This window comes from Desulfovibrio intestinivivus (assembly GCF_053570665.1).
The window spans coordinates 204,527-221,422 of record NZ_JBRBQT010000001.1 but is presented as its reverse complement, the minus strand read 5'-3'; the positions used below and the strand labels follow the sequence as shown (position 1 = coordinate 221,422).

The window sequence follows — 16,896 nt, the reverse complement described above, 5'->3', positions numbered from 1 at the left end:
ACTTCCGCCATCGGGCCATGCTGCTTGCGCTTCGGGCGTCCTCTGGCTATGCTTAAGGACTCAAAAGGAAGTATGATGACAGAAAGTTTCCCCATTCTTTTGCCATTGCTTCGCGGCCCATTGCCTTTGCACGCTTTTGAAGCGTCCGCTCAGTCCGGCCAGGCCTCTGCCGCCGGAAAAGGATCAGACCCTCACTGGGCTGGCGCTTTGCGCCTGTGGCCCGGTCTGCCTGATGCGCCTGCCGAAGGTTTTTTTTGCCCGGATACCTATCCCTTTTCACCCCGCGAGGCCGTGGCCTGCCTTGGCGATCTGCAACAGTTGGGCGATGCGGCCCTTTCCGGCCTGCCGGTAGGCGCTGCCGCCGTCGGCAACGCGCGCGCCGCGCGCCGCAGTTCAGAAATGGCAATGCTCTCCGGCCTTGAAAAGTCTGATGGCGATGCCGCAGCCGCTCTGGCGGCAGAGGCGGCCCGCAAGGAGCAGCTTGCGCGTACTCAGGCGCAGAAGGCCCTGCTCTGGGTCTGGCAGCAGGAGGAACGCCTGGTTGATCTGGCGGAGCTGACCGCGGATTTTACCAAAAACGCGGGCGGGCTGGCAGCTTTTCTGGGTGTTGACCCTGATGAAGACCTTGCCGGACTAATGCCGGATGTGCTTACGGGCGACCTTGTGCGCCTTGGTTCGCCCATAGCCCTTGATGCCGGGCTTGTGCCGCCGTGGCGGCTGGTGGTGGCCAACGCGCTCTATTTTGTGCCGCTCCATGCGCCTATTATTATTGAAGGGGCCATGCGTGAAGACGTGCTGGACCTTCTGACTTTTGACCCCGCTCCAGACCGTCAGGCTCTGATTGGCGCGCCTGGCGCAGCTTCTGACTCAGCCCCCGCAGGTTCGCCGCTGCCCATGGCGGTCGAAGTCCGCGCTCCAGGCTGGAAACTGCTTGGGCATACCCGCCCCACAGGGCAGCCGCCGCTTGATGCCGAGCGGGTGTGGATCACCTGGAGGGCCGGAGCATGAGCAGCCAGCAGGCGCAGCAGCTCACCGCGCAAGGTTTGTTCCCTCACGGCATTGCTGGCGTGATCTTTGACTGCGACGGCGTGATGATTGATTCGCGCGAGGCGAACAACATCTTTTACAATCGTGTTCTCGCCTGGTTTGGCCTGCCGCCCATGACCATTGAACAGGAAAACTATTGTTTCATGGCTACATCGCGTCAGGCCTTGCTGCATATTGTGCCGCCATCCCTGCACGGGCAGATCGACCATGTTATCCGCCACGAGGTTATTTACCAGCGCGATATCGTCCCCATGCTGCGCTTACAGCCCGGTTTTATGGACTTTATCGGCAATCTGCGGAGCAGGGGCGTGCGCATGGCCGTGCACACCAACCGAAAGCTCGATGGAATACAAACGGTTCTGGACATTTTTTCCCTGCCCTCCTATTTTAATCCTGTGGTCGCGGCGGATACAGCCGCACCCAAGCCTTCGCCCGAGGGTACGCGGCACATATGCGCCGCGTGGCAATGCCCTCCACAACAGGTGCTTTTTGTTGGCGACAGCGAGCACGACAAGGAGGCAGCCGGGGGGGCGGGCGTGATATTTGCCGCATTTAATGGCGGCCCGTTACGGGGAGAGATTACGGTGGCGGATTATCCCGGTCTGCACAATGCGCTGGCCGCAGTGTTGCCGCCTGTTTCCGGCCTGTAAGGCTTAACCCCGTTGCGAATACAAAAGAAAGCCACGCTGGAGGGCGCATGATTGTTGTTGCCAATACCATGAGCGCTATTGCCCTGGTGCTCGGGTCTCTGCTTAGTCTTTATTTCTGGATTGTCATTATCGCGGCTGTACTCACGTGGGTGCGCCCCGATCCCTACAATCCCATTGTGCGCACCTTGCGCACCCTTACGGAGCCTGTGTTTTACCGTGTGCGCAAGTGGTTGCCGTTTACCTATTCAAACGGCATGGATTTTTCGCCCGTGGTGGTGCTGCTGGCCATTGAGCTGTTTAACCGGATTGTCATCACCTCGCTGGCCCAGTACGCGATGACGCTCCATTAAAAGAACTGGCGCCGCCGGAGGACTGTTTTTTTGCACTGCTCCATGCGGATATCTGAGAATCCGCGCCAGGAGAATAAGCCCATACGACTTGTAGCCGCGCTGCACAAAGCCACATCGGCGCAACGGCACAGGCGGGCCGATCCCCTTGAGCAAAAGCCTCAGTTGATGCGCAGGCAACAGCCTATGAACATCTAACAATGGAGATTTCTTATGGATCAGCAAGAACTGGAACTGCTGGAAAAGTACGCTGCCACTGATCCGGAGCTGAAATCCCTTTGGGAAGATCACGTGCTCTACGAAAAACAGGTGGAAAAGCTCGACGGCAAGGTCTTTCGCTCGCCCACTGAAGAGCAGACGCTCAAGCAGTTGAAAAAACAGAAGCTTGAAGGAAAAACCCAGCTCATGGCCGTTCTTGATCGTCTGAAGAAACAAGGATAGCCGGGCTTTTTTTAAGGAGTCGGACATGGAATGTACTGGTGCGCAGATTCTCCTTGAGTCCATGAAGCGAGAGGGCGTGGATGTGCTGTTCGGTTATCCGGGCGGTGCGGTCATTGATATTTATGATGAACTACCGCGACATCCCGAGCTACGCCATGTGCTGGTACGGCACGAGCAAGGAGCTGTGCACGCGGCTGACGGCTATGCCCGTGCCTCGGGCAAGACCGGTGTATGCCTGGTCACCTCGGGGCCTGGAGCTACCAATACGGTCACGGGCATAGCCACAGCCTACTCCGATTCCATTCCTCTGGTGGTGTTCACCGGGCAGGTGCCCACCCAGCTGATCGGCAACGATGCCTTTCAGGAAGTGGATATCGTGGGTATTACTCGGCCATGCACCAAACATAATTTTCTGGTCAAGGATATCACCAAGCTGGCATTGACCATCCGTCAGGCCTTTTACCTTGCGCGTTCGGGCCGTCCCGGCCCGGTGTTGGTGGATCTGCCCAAGGACGTCATGCAGAAGCGGGCGGAATTTGTCTGGCCTGAAGACGTCTACATGCGCAGCTACAACCCCACCTACAAGCCCAACCTGAACCAGTTGCGCCGTTCGGTGGAAGAACTGGCAAAGGCCGAGCGCCCGGTGATTCTGGCGGGCGGCGGGGTTATTCTGTCCAATGGGGCAGAGGCTCTAACGAGCCTTGCGCGCAAGCTGAACATACCCGTAACCTGCACCCTCATGGGGCTTGGGGCTTTCCCGGCCACAGACCCCCTGTGGCTGGGCATGGTGGGCATGCACGGCACCTACGCGGCTAACCTTGCCATCAACAACTGCGATGTGCTGATGTGCGTGGGCGCGCGCTTTGACGACCGCGTCACAGGCAGGCTGGCGGCCTTTGCGCCCAAGGCCCGCATTGTGCACATCGACATTGACCCCACATCCATTCGCAAGAATGTGGAGGTGCATGTTCCTGTGGTGGGTGATTGCCGCCTGGCGCTGGAGGGCATTGCAGAAATCTGCGAGGCCAAGCTGGAAAACAAGGACTGGGCGGGCGAACATGCCGCCTGGATTGCCGCCGTGGCCGAATGGAAGGCAAGCAAGCCCCTGTGCTATCAGGAAAACGGCAATATCAAGCCGCAGTCGGTCATTGAGGCCCTGTATGACATCACCGGCGGCGATGCCATCATCGCCACCGAGGTGGGCCAGCACCAGATGTGGGTGGCCCAGTTCTATTCGTTCACCAAGCCGCGCACCCTGCTGACCAGCGGGGGCCTAGGCACCATGGGCTACGGCTTTCCCGCTTCGGTGGGGGCGCAGTTTGCCTTTCCGGATAAAAAGGTCATTGCCGTGGCAGGCGACGCCTCGCTGCAGATGAACATTCAGGAACTGGCAACCGTGGTTGCCAACAGGCTGCCCATCAAGGTCGTCATTCTGAACAACCGCTATCTGGGCATGGTGCGTCAGTGGCAGGAGCTCTTTTACAACAACAACTACAGTTCCACCAACATGGAAGCCCAGCCCGACTTTGTGAAGCTGGCCGAGGCCTACGGGGCCGAAGGCTATCGCATTGAAAAGGCTGAAGACATGCGGGCCGTGCTTGAAAAGGCCCTTGCTTCGCCCAACCCTGCCTTCATTGACGTGGTGGTAGAGCGCGAAGAAAACGTGTACCCCATCGTGCCCGCCGGTGCGGCGCTTGATGAAATGTTGCTGGTGTAAGGGAGATGGCTATGCAACGACATGTGCTTTCCGTGCTGGTGGAAAACGAACCCGGCGTGCTTTCCCGCGTGGCTGGCCTGTTCAGCGGGCGCGGCTTCAATATTCATTCGCTCAATGTGGCCCCGGCCCTGGAAGAGGGCGTTTCGCACATGACCATCACCACCGATGGCGACAGTCTTATTCTGGAGCAGATCATGAAGCAGCTCCACAAGATTGTTTCGGTCATCAAGGTGGTGGATTTTGCGGATATTCCCGCTGTGGCGCGTGAAATGATTTTTGTCAAAGTGCAGGCAGAAGGCCCCATGCGGGGCGAAATTCTGCGAACTGTTGAAATATTCCGCTGCAAGGTGGTTGATGTAAGCCCCAATGAGATGACCATTGAGGCCACTGGCGACCAGAACAAGCTGGACGCCATCATCAGCCTGCTGCAACGGTTTGGAATCAAGGAACTGGCGCGCACAGGCGCAGTTGCCATGCGTCGTTCCAAGAAAACGGATTAGGGTTCCGGGACGCGAAGTGCGGCCTTTTGCCGGGGGTGTTTGGCACAAAACATCCCGCAAGGCATGGCTGCCCCCACGCGTAAAGAATCCGGTCGCGCGGCCTTGCGCCGCGAGATTACAGGAGCGTTAGCCCGTGAGCGTGTCAATGGCCCAAAAGGTCTCCTTGACAACGCGCATGAGGTCGGGGTGGGGAGTATATCCATTCAAACCAGCCCGGGTCATTGGCAAAACGTCCCACAGGCGGCCTTGCCCGCCGTATCCAGTCGGCCCCCCTCTGTCCTTGCCGCAAGGGCGGCAAGGGATGTATTTTTTTGTCTAACCGTGAGTGATCTCAGAGGATGTTCAGATGAAAGTTTATTACGATCAGGATGCAGACCTTAATTGTTTGAAAAACAAGACCGTGGCCATCATCGGTTATGGCAGTCAGGGCCATGCCCATGCCCAGAATCTGCGTGATTCCGGCGTCAAGGTTGTGGTGGGTCAGCGCCCCGGCGGCGCCAACTACGAGTTGGCCAAGGAACACGGCTTCACCCCCGTGTCTGCTGCCGAGGCCGCCGCTCAGGCCGACCTGATCATGATTCTGCTGCCTGACGAAGTGCAGGCCGCCGTGTACGAAAACGACGTGAAGCCCCACCTGACCAAGGGCAAGGCCCTGTTGTTCGCTCACGGCTTCAACATCCACTTCAGCCAGATCCAGCCGCCCAAGGATGTGGACGTGTTCCTCATCGCCCCCAAAGGCCCCGGCCATCTGGTGCGCCGCACCTTCACCGAAGGCGGCGGTGTGCCCTGCCTCGTGGCCATTCATCAGGACGCCACTGGCGAAGCCCTCAAGATTGCTCTGGCCTATGCCAAGGGCATCGGCGGCGCCCGCTCCGGTGTTATTGAAACCTCCTTCCGTGAAGAAACCGAAACCGACCTCTTCGGCGAACAGGCCGTGCTTTGCGGCGGCGTTTCCGCCCTGATCAAGGCCGGTTTTGAAACCCTGGTGGAAGCCGGTTATCAGCCAGAAATGGCTTACTTTGAATGCATGCACGAAATGAAGCTCATCGTTGACCTCATGTACGAGGGCGGCCTTTCCCGCATGCGTTACTCCATCAGCAACACCGCTGAATACGGCGACTACGTCACCGGCCCCCGCCTGATCACCGAAACGGTGAAAAAGGAAATGAAGGGCGTGCTCAAGGACATCCAGAGTGGCGTGTTCGCGCGCAACTTCATTCTTGAAGCCCGCGCCAAGTACCCCATGTTCCTCACCACCCGCCGCAACGAATCTGAACACCAGATCGAAAAGGTGGGCAAGGAACTGCGCGGCATGATGTCCTGGCTCAAGAAGGACAAGAAAGACTAGTTCCGCTGTTTCAGCCGCAGGCTGAAAGCGTTTTGTTGGGGCTTTTCGCGGTATTTCCGTGAGAAGCCCCAATTTTTATATCTGCTGAAAAATAACAAAGCCGATGTCCTTCAAGGAGCCTGCCCGTAGAGGATTGGGACGCAGCCGACATTATTTCAGGCTGACAGGGGATATTGCCATAGTAAATTGATCAATTTTATCGACTTCTACATGTTGCAAAAATAGTTACTGTTTGCCACAATCAGGTCATACAGCTTGTATATAAAGTTGTTGTCTTCCATGCGCCGGAGCATCCTGCGGGCTGCATCGGTGTGCCGTATTTTACGGGCATGGCCTTTCCGCTTTTGGTTTTATCATGTGTGCATTGCTTCCCGCCTTTGCCTTGCGACCGCCAATTTACGCAGCCAGTTACGCTGGTATGACCTGCCCTGGCATTGTGCCCGCGCTGTACTTTTTTGCGCCCCGCGCCCGCTGCAACAGCGCGCGCCTGCGCAGGCGAGTCGGTTGCGGCTTTTCGGCGTGTCGGTCTGCACCTTGATTTTTCAGGAGATTAAGACGTGCTCAGAAATTTCAGCATCAGTCAGCGGATTGTCTTTTTTGTCATCCTCATGATCGCCCTGATTATTGCCATCGCGGGCCTGTCCGTGCGCATGACGGAAGGCGTCATTGCTGACGGCACAGCACTTGCCAAGGAAATGCTGCTCGACTCCCAAAGGGCGCGCATCAAGGATATCACGCACTCCCAGGCGCTTGGTCTGGCAGCCATGACGCAAGGTCAGCCCGAGGCCGAGCAGTTGCGCACCATAACGCAGTATGTGGACAGCGCCCGGTTTGAGGATGACAGCTCCGGGTATTTTTATGTGTACAAAGGCACGGTCAACGCGGCCCACCCCTTGCAGAAGCAGCTGATCGGCAAGGACCTGGCGTCAACCGCCGACAGCCGGGGCATGCACTATGTCAGCGAATTGTACAAGGCCGCCCAACGTGGCGGCGGCTTTGTGGATTTTGTGTTTCCCAAGCCCGGCTCTGGCGACGTGTTCAAGCTGGGCTATGCGGAAGCTATATCTGGCACGCCCTTCTGGATTGGCACGGGCGTGTATATTGACAATGTGGACAAGGCCGAAAGCCACCTCATCACCACCATGCGCTCCATCCTGCACAGCAAGCTGGCGATCTATGGCGGTGGTTTTCTGGCGGTTCTATTGCTGGTGGTCTGCCCGCTTTCCTATGTCATGGTCGTGTCCATAACCCGGCCCCTGGCTGGCATAACCCGGCATGCCCGCGCCGTGGCGCAGGGCAACCTTGATGAAGAATTTGAAACAACTGGGCGCGATGAAGTGGCTACTCTGCAACAGGCTTTGAGCGCAATGGTTGTGAAGCTCAAGGAATTTATCGGTCAGGCCGAAGAGCAGACTCGTCTTGCTGGCACGGCCGCCAGTGAAGCCCAGCAGGCGCAGACAGAGGCTCTTGAAGCCGAGCGCAAGGCAAAGGACAAAACCGCCGCCATGCTCCAGGCCGCAGAAAGGCTGGAGCAGGTTGCCCAGGCTGTGAGCACTGCCTCAACCCAGCTTTCGGCCCAGATAGAGCAGTCGGACAAAGGGGCAGTGCATTCCGCCCAGATGCTTGCAGAGGCCGCAACAGCCATGAACCAGATGAACGCCAGCGTGCAGGAGGTGGCGCTCAGCGCCGCAACCGCATCTGACGCGGCCAGCCAGACACGTGAGCGCGCCCTGAGTGGAGCAGGCATTGTGGAAAAGGCCGTGCAGAGCATTGGCCATGTGCACGAAGTCTCGTTGCGGCTCAGGGATGGCATGGCCGAACTCAACGACCATTCACAGGCCATTACGCGCATCATGGGCGTTATTTCCGATATCGCGGATCAAACCAACCTGCTCGCGCTCAATGCCGCCATCGAGGCTGCCCGCGCGGGCGACGCCGGGCGCGGTTTTGCCGTGGTGGCTGATGAAGTGCGCAAACTGGCGGAAAAAACCCTTGCCTCAACCCAGGATGTGGGCAACGCCATCAAGGCCATTCAGGAAAGCACGTCCAAGAGCGTTTCGGACATGGATGATGCTGTTGAGCAGGTGGAGCAGGCCACGGATTTTGCCAATCAGTCGGGCAAGGCTCTGGAGGAAATCGTGGCTACCGTAGAAGCCACCGCCAGCCAGGTGAACGCCATTGCCGAGGCCAGTGGGCAGCAGTCTGCCGCCAGCGAAGAAATCAACCATTCAATTGACGATGCCACCCAGGTTGCACACCAAACGGCAGAAGCCATGAATGAGGCCCAAAAAGCAGTGGCTGATCTGGCAGTTCAGACCAGGGGGCTGGCCGAGCTGATTGTGGACATGAAAAATTAACGAAACCCTCGCTCAGGACACAGATTGTAATACTTAGGGCCTCTGTGCGGTGCAAAGCCGCGCAGAGGCCCTCTTGCATTCAGGATGCGGAAGTATTCAGGAGGGGTGTACGCTCTGGCCCCCCCCGGCGCAGGCGGCGATCTGCTCCCGCTCAGTGCAGCCATTCCGCCCAGGCAGTTTTGAGGCGCGTCACGCAATCGGGGATGTCCTCAAGGCGAATTTTGCCAAATCCCAGGAACAGCGTGTCCGGCGTGCATTCGGCCTTGTCCTGCCAGAACTGCATGGTGGGGTAGACCCGCACCCCCTGATCCAGAGCTTTTTTTATGAGTAATTTCTGGTCTGTACCGGCAGAAAAACGCAAAAGAAAATACTGGCCCGTTCCGTTGCCTGTAATGCGCAGGCTCGATCCAAGACGGGAAAATTCCTGGATGAACAGCTCAAGGCGGTTTTTGAACACATGGCTCAGACGGCGGATGTGTCTGTCGTACTGGCCGGTTTCGAGCAGGCGGCCAATGATGTACTGGTTCAGTACGGGGACGGTGCTGTTGTATTCGTCAAACATTTCGCGAAAGGCGGCGGCAAGCTGCGGCGGAAGAATCATGTATCCCATGCGGATGGAAGGGGATATGCCCTTGGAAAATGTGCCAAGGTAGATGACCCGCGCTTCCGCATCTATGGATTGCAGCGAAGGTATGGGTTTGGAATAGTAGCGCATCTCGCTGTCAAAGTCGTCTTCAAGCACGTAGACGTTGTTGCTCTGCGCCCAGCGCAACAGGGCATGTCTGCGCCCGATGGGGAGCGTGACCCCCGTGGGGAACTGGTGGGACGGCGTGGTGTAGATTGCAAAGGCCTGCGGCCTGTGGGGCAGGTCGGCTACTTTCAGGCCGTTTTCATCCACGGGTACGGTCTCAATGGGCAGGTGGTTGTTGCGGAATACCGCGGCTGCCTTGTTGAAGCCGGGTTCTTCCATCAGGATTTTTTGCCCGCGCCGGGCTGCTATTTTGCACAGATATTCCAGCGACTGCTGCAATCCGCAGGTTATGACGATCTGGTCCTCCGTGCAGTTCACGCCGCGAATGCGCTTGAGGTAGGCCAGCAGGTTCCTGCGCAGGTAGGGTTCGCCCTGCATGACCTGCAAGGCAGAAATTTTTTCTTCTCTCTCCAGCATCTCAAGGCATTCAAAGGTGTATTTTTTCCAGAGGCTTTTGGGGAAAAGATCAACCGTGTGGCTGCTGTTTGTCAGGTCGTAGGCCAGAGGTTGCCCGTGCGCCTGCGTCTGCCTTTGCGCACATATTTCTGGCTGCGTGGGGCACTGCGCCGCCTGCGGCGCGGCGTGGGCGGATGGCGTGGCTGGGGCGTCAATGCTGGGAACATGCTGTACCACAAAGCCCACACCCCTGCGGGCGGCTATGTAGCCCTCCGCCACCAGTTGACTATAGGCATTGTCCACAGTATTGCGGCTGACCCCCAGCATGGATGCCAGCATCCTGCTGCCGGTCAGAACCGTGCCTTCTGCAAGCGCGCCGCAGGCAATATCCTGCTTCAACTGGCTGTATATCTGCAAATACAGCGGCCCGGAGCCGTCCTTGCCCGTGCTGATCATGTCTGTCCCCAGGTGGCACCATAAAATATGTGTCATGTGGCACTTTTGATGGTGCCAAGTCCACTGTATCAAAGGGGGCAACAAACACAACAAAAGGATGGGAGGCTCCATGTCCACGCAAGGCGATACTGCGCCGCAGGGCGGAATGCGGCGGGGGAACGGCACAAAATATGTTCTGCTGGCGGTGCTGGCAGTGGCCTTTTTGGCCACTGGGGGCATATTTGTGCGGCAGAGCGGCCTGTCACCCATCAATACGGGGATGTACCGCATGCTGTTTTCCATCCCGCTGCTCTGGCCGCTGGCCTATGGCCGGCTTGGGCGGCTCAGCGGCAGGGATGTTGTCCTGCTGCTGTTGTCCGGCGTGTTTCTGGCGGGCGATGTGGCCCTGTGGAACACGGCATTCAGCTATACAACGGTTGCCAATGCCAACCTGCTCACCAATTTGACGCCGTTCACGGTTATTCCGGTCTCATACTTTCTGTTTCACGAGCGGCTGCCGAGGCTGTTCATTCCCGGCGCGGCTGTTACCCTTGCCGGGGTGGTGCTTCTGGTGGGGGGCAAGGCCAGCCCTGTGCCGGGCAACTATTTTGGTGATTTTCTGGCACTGGCCGCGGCCTTTTTTTACGCGGGATTTCTGCTTATTGCCTACCGCCTGCGCGACAGGATGGAGAGCAGCGTCATCATGCTTGGCAGTGCCGTTGGCGGACTTGTGGGCCTGTTTTTTGCCTCGTGGGCTGTGGAGGGCTTGCAGATTCCGCGGAGCTGGGACGATCTGTGGCCCATACTGGCTCTTACGCTCTGCGTGCAGGTGATTGGGCATAACATGCTCACGCATTGTCAGGGCAAGCTCAGCGTCAACCTTTCTGCGGTGATCTGCCTTTGCCAGCCTGCCATTGCCGCTGTCTACTCGTGGGCCATATTTTCAGAGAAATTGTCGGGTCTGGAAGTTCTGGGCATAGCGGTGGTGCTGGTGGGCGTCTATATTGTCAAAAAGCAGTACACGCCAAGCAGGGATGACGCCGCAGGGGCCGGGCAAAAGGCCGCTGGCTGGCTGCCCCCTGTGATCGCCCGCTGGCTGGGCAGGCGGTGCAAGCCTGCCGTGGCGGAAGAGCCGTAGACAAAAAAATTTCGGGCCTGTAAGGGGTTGTCCCGGCAGAGATGCGCAATGCGCTGCCGGAACAGCCCCTTTCTTTTGTACTATTGCTGCATGCTGGACATGAGATCCATAAGATTTTGGGTCTGCCCTGCCAGTTCGGCCACGGCATCCGCCGCTTCGCGCATGGCGGCAGAGGTCTGGCGCGACATTTCGCTTATCTGGGTTATGGCGCGGCTTACTTCATCGCTGGCGGCAGACTGCTGCTCGCTTGCGGCGGCAATGGCATTGACCTGATCCGCCGTGCCCTCAACCGTGGCCACAATATCGGTCAGGGCCGCACCAGACTGGCTGGCGTAGGTATTGGCTTGTTCAATCTGCCTTGCGGCCTTGTCCACAGAATCCATGCTCTGGGTAGCGCTGGACTGGATAGCCTCAATGGCATTGGCAACGTCATGGGTGGAGGCCATTGTTTTTTCCGCCAGTTTGCGCACTTCATCCGCCACCACGGCAAAGCCCCGCCCGGCATCGCCCGCGCGGGCAGCCTCAATGGCGGCGTTGAGGGCAAGCAGATTGGTCTGGTCGGCGATGTCGGAAATAACGCCCATGATGCGGTTGATGTTTTGGGTGTGTCCGTGCAGTTGGGCCATGTCGTCCTTGAGGGTCATGGATGCCTGATGCACCTGATCAATGCTGCGCAGCGAGCGTTTGACGATTTCTGAGCCGTTTTCCGCCTTGGCGCGTGTTTCTGTGGAGGCCTGCGAGGCAACGGACGCGTTGCGCGCCACTTCCTGCACTGTGACATTCATCTGCTGCATGGCAGAGGCCGCCTCGCCCAGTCGGGCCGATGTTTCTTGCGCGCCTTTATCTGACTGTTCAATCTGCGCGGCCAGGCGCGCGGTGGCCGCGCTCACTACCCGGGCCACCTCCTGAAGTCTGGCGGCGGCCATCCGCAGGGCTTCGCTTTTGCTCTGGGCCTCGATATTGGCGGCTTCCGTCTGGCGCAGGGCTTCGGTTGCCTTGGCGGATTGCTCCCGCGCCACCAGTGATTCACGCTGAGCGCTTTCGATGTGGGTTTTCAGTGCCTGCACCATGGCGACGATGGAAGCGTACACGCCAACGCTGTCGCTATTTGCGTCATGAATGTCGTAGTCTCCGGCAGCAACACGGCTTGCCACAGCCTGGAGTTCTCCGGGGTCTTTGCCAAGTTGATGCTTTATGGAGCGCGAAAGTACAAGAGAAACGATGATGCTGAAAAATACGGCGGCAGCACTGAGCGCAGATGCGCCTTTAACTGCGCTTTCGCCTGCGGCGACGGCCTCGGCAGACACCTGTTTGCTGTCTGACTTGGTGAGTGCCATCAGCTCTTCATAGAGTGGCTCAAGGCTGTTGAATAGCGGAGTGTATTTATTTTCAAATATGTTTATTGCCTCTCCACGTTCTTCACATTGCACAAATGCAAGGATTTCTTTGCGTACTGTGTTGAGTTTGCGAGAAATTGCATCAATCTTTTCTATCAGTTCCTTTGCCGCAACGTTGTGCTGGTCTTCTGATTCCCCCACAATGGCAAAATATCTGTCATGGTTTTCCCTAATGGAATCCATCGTGCTGGTGATGTTGGAGGAATAACGTTCGATCTCTGAGGGCGATGTTTGTGAAATAAGCGCCAATACGTCAGAGCGGATAATCCAGAATTTCAGATGCATTTCCTGAAGTTCTATGAGAGATGGGAGCAAAGATGTATCTATTTCAATGAATCTTTTATTCATTGCAGAAATGTTTTTGATCGACATGCCACTCATCGCAAGCAGAACAAGTGTAATAAAAAAGAATGATAGTCCAAGTTTTACAATCAGTCGCATAGGTTTTCACCTCCTGGGTTTGTGCTTCAGGCACTTGCGATGAATGTATAACTTATGCAAAGAACGTGCTAAATTTTTTTCAGTAGTATGAATGACAAAATATACAACAAAGCTGTGGTTTTTCTGAACCACCGCTTTGTACGTGCCATGCAGTATATGGGGGACGCCGTCGCGAACCGGGATCAATCGTGATTCATGGCTTCTGCCAATTTCATGAGGTTGCTGGCCTGGGCGGAAAGGTTGGTTATGGCCTCCGCCGCCTCGCTCATGGCCTCGGACGTTTGGCGCGCCATCTCGCTGATTTGCGTGATGGCGCCGCTCACTTCATCACTGGCGGCAGACTGCTGCTCGCTGGCGGCTGCAATGGCATTAACCTGATCGGCAGTGCTCTCGACCGTAGCAACAATGTCGGCCAGCGCCGCACCAGACTGGCTGGCATAGGTGTTGGCTTCTTCAATCTGTTTTGCCGCCCTGTCCACAGAATCCATGCTCTGGGCGGCGCTGGACTGGATAGACTCAATGGCGTTGGCAACGTCATGGGTGGAGGCCATGGTTTTTTCCGCCAGCTTGCGCACTTCATCAGCAACCACGGCAAATCCCCGCCCGGCCTCTCCCGCGCGGGCGGCCTCAATGGCGGCATTGAGCGCCAGCAGGTTGGTCTGGTCGGCTATGTCTGAAATAACACCCATGATGCGGTTGATGTTCTGCGTGTGCTCCCGCAGCAGAGCCATATCGTCCTTGAGCGTCATGGACGCTTCGTGCACCTGATCAATACTGTGCAGCGAACGCTTGACGATCTGCGCGCCATTTTCGGCTTTGGCGCGAGTTTCTGTGGAGGCTTGCGAGGCAATGGATGCGTTGCGCGCCACTTCCTTCACAGTTGCGTTCATCTGTTGCATGGCAGAAGCCGCCTCGCTCAGCCTGCCCGTTGTTTCTTGCGAACCTTTGTCCGATTGCTCGATTTGCGCGGCCAGGCGCGCGGTGGCGGTGCTTACTACATGCGTCACTTCCTGAAGTTTGGCGGCTGCTGCACGTAGAGTCTCACTCTTGTTTTGGGCTTCTATATTGGCAGCTTCCGTCTGGCGCAGGGCTTCTGTTGCCTTGGCTGACTGCTCTTGTGCCGCCAGCGATTCGCGCTGGGCGCTTTCAATGTGGGTTTTCAGCGCCTGCACCATGGCAATTATTGAAGCGTAGACGCCGCGCTTTTCAGTCTCATCGCCAAGTGCATAGTCCCCCTGGGCCACGCGTCTGGCTATGGTGTCCAGTTCGCCGGGGTCTTTGCCAAGCTGCCTATGAACCACCCTGAGCAGAAGCAGAATGACAGCCATGCCAATAAGTACAGCAACCAGAGATAATCCTGATGAAAAAATAATTGATTGTTCGCTGACGCCGCTGGCGTTTGTAATGGCAATGTTTGCGCCTTCGTTGCTCAGGCTGACAATCTGTTCATAGAGGTCAGCCAGCCTGAGAAAGGGAGTGCGGCTGCTGGCAAGCAACTGGGCGGCTTCTTCATTTTTACCGGCTCTGATAAAAGCAAGCAGGTCTTTGCGCATGGTTACAAATTGGCCTGATTGCGCTTCTATCTGGGCTGTTATGTCCAGGATGGCCTGCTTGCGGTCTGACGGCGGCATATTTTCAAGGGCGACAGCAAAAGCCTTTTTGCTGTCGCCAATGCGCCGCAGCAGCCCCGCCATATGTGTATTGTAGTTCTCTATCTCCTTGGGGTCGTGCAGCGTTGTAATGGCCGAAAGATCCCCTCTGGAAGAAAACAGCAGGGCATAGGTGTTCTGGATGGATGTAGCCACAGGAATCCATGTGCTGCCTATGGATGCGATCTCGGCATTCATGCGGGTGAGATTCCTGATGGTCAGGCCGGACGTTATTAACATTATGATAATTATACTTCCGAAAGACAGAATCAGACGTGCTCTCAGGCTCATGGCAGACGATCTCCCCACAGGTGGTGTTGCATTCTATGCACAATAGCGGCTGGTCAAGTTCAAAAAATGATATGGGGCTTTTGTGGCAATGCATGTTGCATTGGGAACATCTCTGGCAGGTTTTATTGCTAAATTGATATTATTATCCCTGTTCATAAACAAAAACGCCGACCCGAAGGCCGGCGTTTTTGCAACATCTGTTGCAACAAACCGTGAATACCCTGAAAAAAAATTACTGGGCGCGCATCTGCGCAATAAGGCCCGAAAGCCCGTTGGCTTGGGCCGCCAGGTCTTCCACTGCTTCTGTGGCTGCACGCATGGCAGAGGCTGTTTGCCGGGACATGCCGTTGATTTGGTCAATAACGCTTGTGACCTGGTCACTGGCGGCGGACTGCCCCTCGCTGGCCGAAGAGATGGCGGTAACCTGATCAGAGGTGGATTCCACCATCACAACTATATCTGTCAGCGCCTGCCCGGATTGTTGGGCAAAGTCATTGGCCTGCTCAATCTGAAGGGCAACGTTATCCACAGAATCCATGCTTTTTGCTGCACTGTCCTGAATGGCCGTGATGGCGTTGGCCACGTCATGTGTGGAAGCCATTGTTTTTTCCGCCAGTTTGCGCACCTCATCAGCTACCACGGCAAAACCGCGCCCGGCATCGCCCGCGCGGGCAGCTTCAATAGCGGCATTAAGGGCAAGCAGGTTGGTCTGGTCGGCAATATCTGAAATAACGTTCATGATGCGGTTGATGTTTTGCGTATGTTCCCGGAGCTGCGCCATATCGTTCTTGGTCGCCAGCGAAACATGGTGCACCTCGCTGATGCTGTGCAGGGAGCGCTTGACGATTTCAGCGCCTTGCTCGGCTTTTTGGCGCGTTTCGAGCGAAGCGGCATTGGCGGCTGCGGCGTTCTGCGCCACCTGAAGCACGGTCTTGTTCATCTGCTGAATGGCGCTGGCGGCCTCCGTCAGCCTGAGCGACGTTTCGCATGCTCCCTTGTCAGACTGCTCAATGTGCGCTGCCAGTCGCGTTGAAGCGTCGCTCACAACCTGCGCAACCTGTTGAAGCCCCTCAGAAGCGGCGCTCATTGCTTCGGCTTTGCGCTGGGCTTCAACGCTTGCTGCCTCCGCCTGCCGCAGGGCTTCTTCTGCCCGCTGGGCGCTTTGCCTGGCGTTTTCCGATTCCTGGTGCGCCTTTGCCATGTTTTCTTTAAGCGTCTGCGCCATGGAAACCATATCTGCATACACGCCGGTTTTGACGCTGCCATCGTCAATATCGTAATCGCCGTTGGCAACCCGGCGGGCTATGACGGCCAGTTCGCCGGGGTCTTTGCCCAGTTGCCGCCCCACAGAACGCGTGAGCATCCAGGTAATGCAGATGCTGATGATAACGGCAGCCAGAGTGATGGCAATGGACATGTTGCGGGTTTTTTGCCCTGCGTCAGTGGCGCTTTGGGCCGCGGCCTTGCTGCCCGTGACGTTCATGCGCACAACTTCGCCATAGGTCTCGCCAAGCTCCTGAAAAACAGGTCGGTATTTTTTGTCAAAGGCCACGTTTGCCACGCCGCGCCGACCGTCCAGCACACCCTTGATGATGCCTTCGCGCGCTTTGCTTTCCTGCTGGGAAAGGTCGCCAATGCGGGCCATAAGGGCCTTGCCTTGCTCACTATCCATACCGGGGGTGGCGTTGCGTAGTTGCAGATAGGCGGCCTGATCGCGCTGGATGGAGTCCATGGAATCCTGAAGATTCTTTTCGTACTTGCGGATCTCGTCGGCGTAGGTTTGCGACATTATTGACGCAAGATCGGCGCGGAGCGAATTGAGCTGCACATTCATGGACTGGATGGCGGTGACGGAAGGCAGCCATGCCTCGTCAATCTCGCGTACCTTGCCGTTCATTTCGCCCACGTTGTGCATCGTGATGGCAGAAGACACCAGAATGACGGCAATAAGACTGCCGAAAGAGAGCACAAGTTTTGCGCCTAGTTTCATG

General features: G+C 57.0%; 13 protein-coding genes. 9 read left to right on the top strand and 4 right to left on the bottom strand.

Features of this window, described 5'->3' with window-relative positions; translation table 11 throughout:
* Positions 1-75: 75 nt before the first annotated feature.
* The 8 genes from ACUZ9P_RS00975 (at position 76) to ACUZ9P_RS00940 (ending at position 8,407) form a co-directional block, all read left to right on the top strand.
* Complete coding sequence (locus tag ACUZ9P_RS00975; RefSeq protein WP_449248286.1) at positions 76-1,008, top strand: hypothetical protein; 933 nt, start codon at positions 76-78, stop codon at positions 1,006-1,008.
* On the top strand, positions 1,005-1,697 hold the full coding sequence (locus ACUZ9P_RS00970; RefSeq protein WP_298994868.1) for an HAD family hydrolase: 693 nt from the start codon (positions 1,005-1,007) through the stop codon (positions 1,695-1,697). Before ACUZ9P_RS00975 ends, ACUZ9P_RS00970 begins: the two co-directional genes overlap by 4 nt.
* Before the next feature lie 47 nt (positions 1,698-1,744).
* Positions 1,745-2,047 carry a YggT family protein gene (locus ACUZ9P_RS00965; RefSeq protein ID WP_449248285.1) on the top strand — a complete coding sequence of 101 codons (303 nt, stop codon included), beginning with the start codon at positions 1,745-1,747 and terminating at the stop codon, positions 2,045-2,047.
* Between the two features lie 210 nt (positions 2,048-2,257).
* Positions 2,258-2,485 carry a DUF465 domain-containing protein gene (locus ACUZ9P_RS00960; RefSeq protein ID WP_449248284.1) on the top strand — a complete coding sequence of 76 codons (228 nt, stop codon included), beginning with the start codon at positions 2,258-2,260 and terminating at the stop codon, positions 2,483-2,485.
* Between the two features lie 25 nt (positions 2,486-2,510).
* On the top strand, positions 2,511-4,202 hold the full coding sequence (ilvB, locus tag ACUZ9P_RS00955; RefSeq protein WP_298994877.1) for a biosynthetic-type acetolactate synthase large subunit: 1,692 nt from the start codon (positions 2,511-2,513) through the stop codon (positions 4,200-4,202).
* 11 nt (positions 4,203-4,213) lie between these two features.
* Positions 4,214-4,702: an acetolactate synthase small subunit gene (ilvN, locus tag ACUZ9P_RS00950; RefSeq protein WP_022659634.1), complete on the top strand. Its 489-nt coding sequence runs from the start codon at positions 4,214-4,216 to the stop codon at positions 4,700-4,702.
* Positions 4,703-5,048: 346 nt separating this feature from the next.
* Positions 5,049-6,050, top strand: a complete 1,002-nt coding sequence (gene ilvC / locus ACUZ9P_RS00945) for a ketol-acid reductoisomerase (protein ID WP_022659635.1) — start codon at positions 5,049-5,051, stop codon at positions 6,048-6,050.
* Between the two features lie 557 nt (positions 6,051-6,607).
* On the top strand, positions 6,608-8,407 hold the full coding sequence (locus tag ACUZ9P_RS00940) for a methyl-accepting chemotaxis protein (protein ID WP_449248283.1): 1,800 nt from the start codon (positions 6,608-6,610) through the stop codon (positions 8,405-8,407).
* A gap of 151 nt (positions 8,408-8,558) precedes the next feature.
* On the opposite strand, the gene pdxR is transcribed toward ACUZ9P_RS00940, so the two are convergent.
* A complete protein-coding gene (gene pdxR / locus ACUZ9P_RS00935; RefSeq protein ID WP_449248282.1) occupies positions 8,559-10,046 on the bottom strand; it encodes a MocR-like pyridoxine biosynthesis transcription factor PdxR in 1,488 nt (495 codons plus the stop codon).
* A gap of 73 nt (positions 10,047-10,119) precedes the next feature.
* On the opposite strand from pdxR, the gene ACUZ9P_RS00930 reads away from it, so the two are divergent.
* Complete coding sequence (locus ACUZ9P_RS00930; protein WP_449248281.1) at positions 10,120-11,127, top strand: DMT family transporter; 1,008 nt, start codon at positions 10,120-10,122, stop codon at positions 11,125-11,127.
* Between the two features lie 80 nt (positions 11,128-11,207).
* Here the strand turns inward: ACUZ9P_RS00930 and ACUZ9P_RS00925 are convergent, their stop codons facing one another.
* The 3 genes from ACUZ9P_RS00925 to ACUZ9P_RS00915 form a co-directional block, all read right to left on the bottom strand.
* Positions 11,208-12,965 (bottom strand): HAMP domain-containing methyl-accepting chemotaxis protein, encoded by a 1,758-nt coding sequence (locus tag ACUZ9P_RS00925; protein ID WP_449248280.1) that lies wholly within the window; start codon positions 12,963-12,965, stop codon positions 11,208-11,210.
* Between the two features lie 182 nt (positions 12,966-13,147).
* Positions 13,148-14,905, bottom strand: a complete 1,758-nt coding sequence (locus ACUZ9P_RS00920; RefSeq protein ID WP_449248279.1) for a methyl-accepting chemotaxis protein — start codon at positions 14,903-14,905, stop codon at positions 13,148-13,150.
* Positions 14,906-15,137: 232 nt separating this feature from the next.
* Positions 15,138-16,895, bottom strand: a complete 1,758-nt coding sequence (locus ACUZ9P_RS00915) for a methyl-accepting chemotaxis protein (protein ID WP_449248278.1) — start codon at positions 16,893-16,895, stop codon at positions 15,138-15,140.
* Position 16,896 lies beyond the last annotated feature (1 nt).

Excerpts from the sequence above, each read along its gene's own strand:
- ACUZ9P_RS00975 (WP_449248286.1), top strand. The coding sequence starts at position 76 with ATGACAGAAAGTTTCCCCATTCTTTTGCCATTGCTTCGCGGCCCATTG.
- ACUZ9P_RS00970 (WP_298994868.1), top strand. The coding sequence starts at position 1,005 with ATGAGCAGCCAGCAGGCGCAGCAGCTCACCGCGCAAGGTTTGTTCCCT.
- ACUZ9P_RS00965 (WP_449248285.1), top strand. The coding sequence starts at position 1,745 with ATGATTGTTGTTGCCAATACCATGAGCGCTATTGCCCTGGTGCTCGGG.
- ACUZ9P_RS00960 (WP_449248284.1), top strand. The coding sequence starts at position 2,258 with ATGGATCAGCAAGAACTGGAACTGCTGGAAAAGTACGCTGCCACTGAT.
- ilvB (WP_298994877.1), top strand. The coding sequence starts at position 2,511 with ATGGAATGTACTGGTGCGCAGATTCTCCTTGAGTCCATGAAGCGAGAG.
- ilvN (WP_022659634.1), top strand. The coding sequence starts at position 4,214 with ATGCAACGACATGTGCTTTCCGTGCTGGTGGAAAACGAACCCGGCGTG.
- ilvC (WP_022659635.1), top strand. The coding sequence starts at position 5,049 with ATGAAAGTTTATTACGATCAGGATGCAGACCTTAATTGTTTGAAAAAC.
- pdxR (WP_449248282.1), bottom strand. The coding sequence starts at position 10,046 with ATGACACATATTTTATGGTGCCACCTGGGGACAGACATGATCAGCACG.
- ACUZ9P_RS00930 (WP_449248281.1), top strand. The coding sequence starts at position 10,120 with ATGTCCACGCAAGGCGATACTGCGCCGCAGGGCGGAATGCGGCGGGGG.
- ACUZ9P_RS00925 (WP_449248280.1), bottom strand. The coding sequence starts at position 12,965 with ATGCGACTGATTGTAAAACTTGGACTATCATTCTTTTTTATTACACTT.
- ACUZ9P_RS00920 (WP_449248279.1), bottom strand. The coding sequence starts at position 14,905 with ATGAGCCTGAGAGCACGTCTGATTCTGTCTTTCGGAAGTATAATTATC.
- ACUZ9P_RS00915 (WP_449248278.1), bottom strand. The coding sequence starts at position 16,895 with ATGAAACTAGGCGCAAAACTTGTGCTCTCTTTCGGCAGTCTTATTGCC.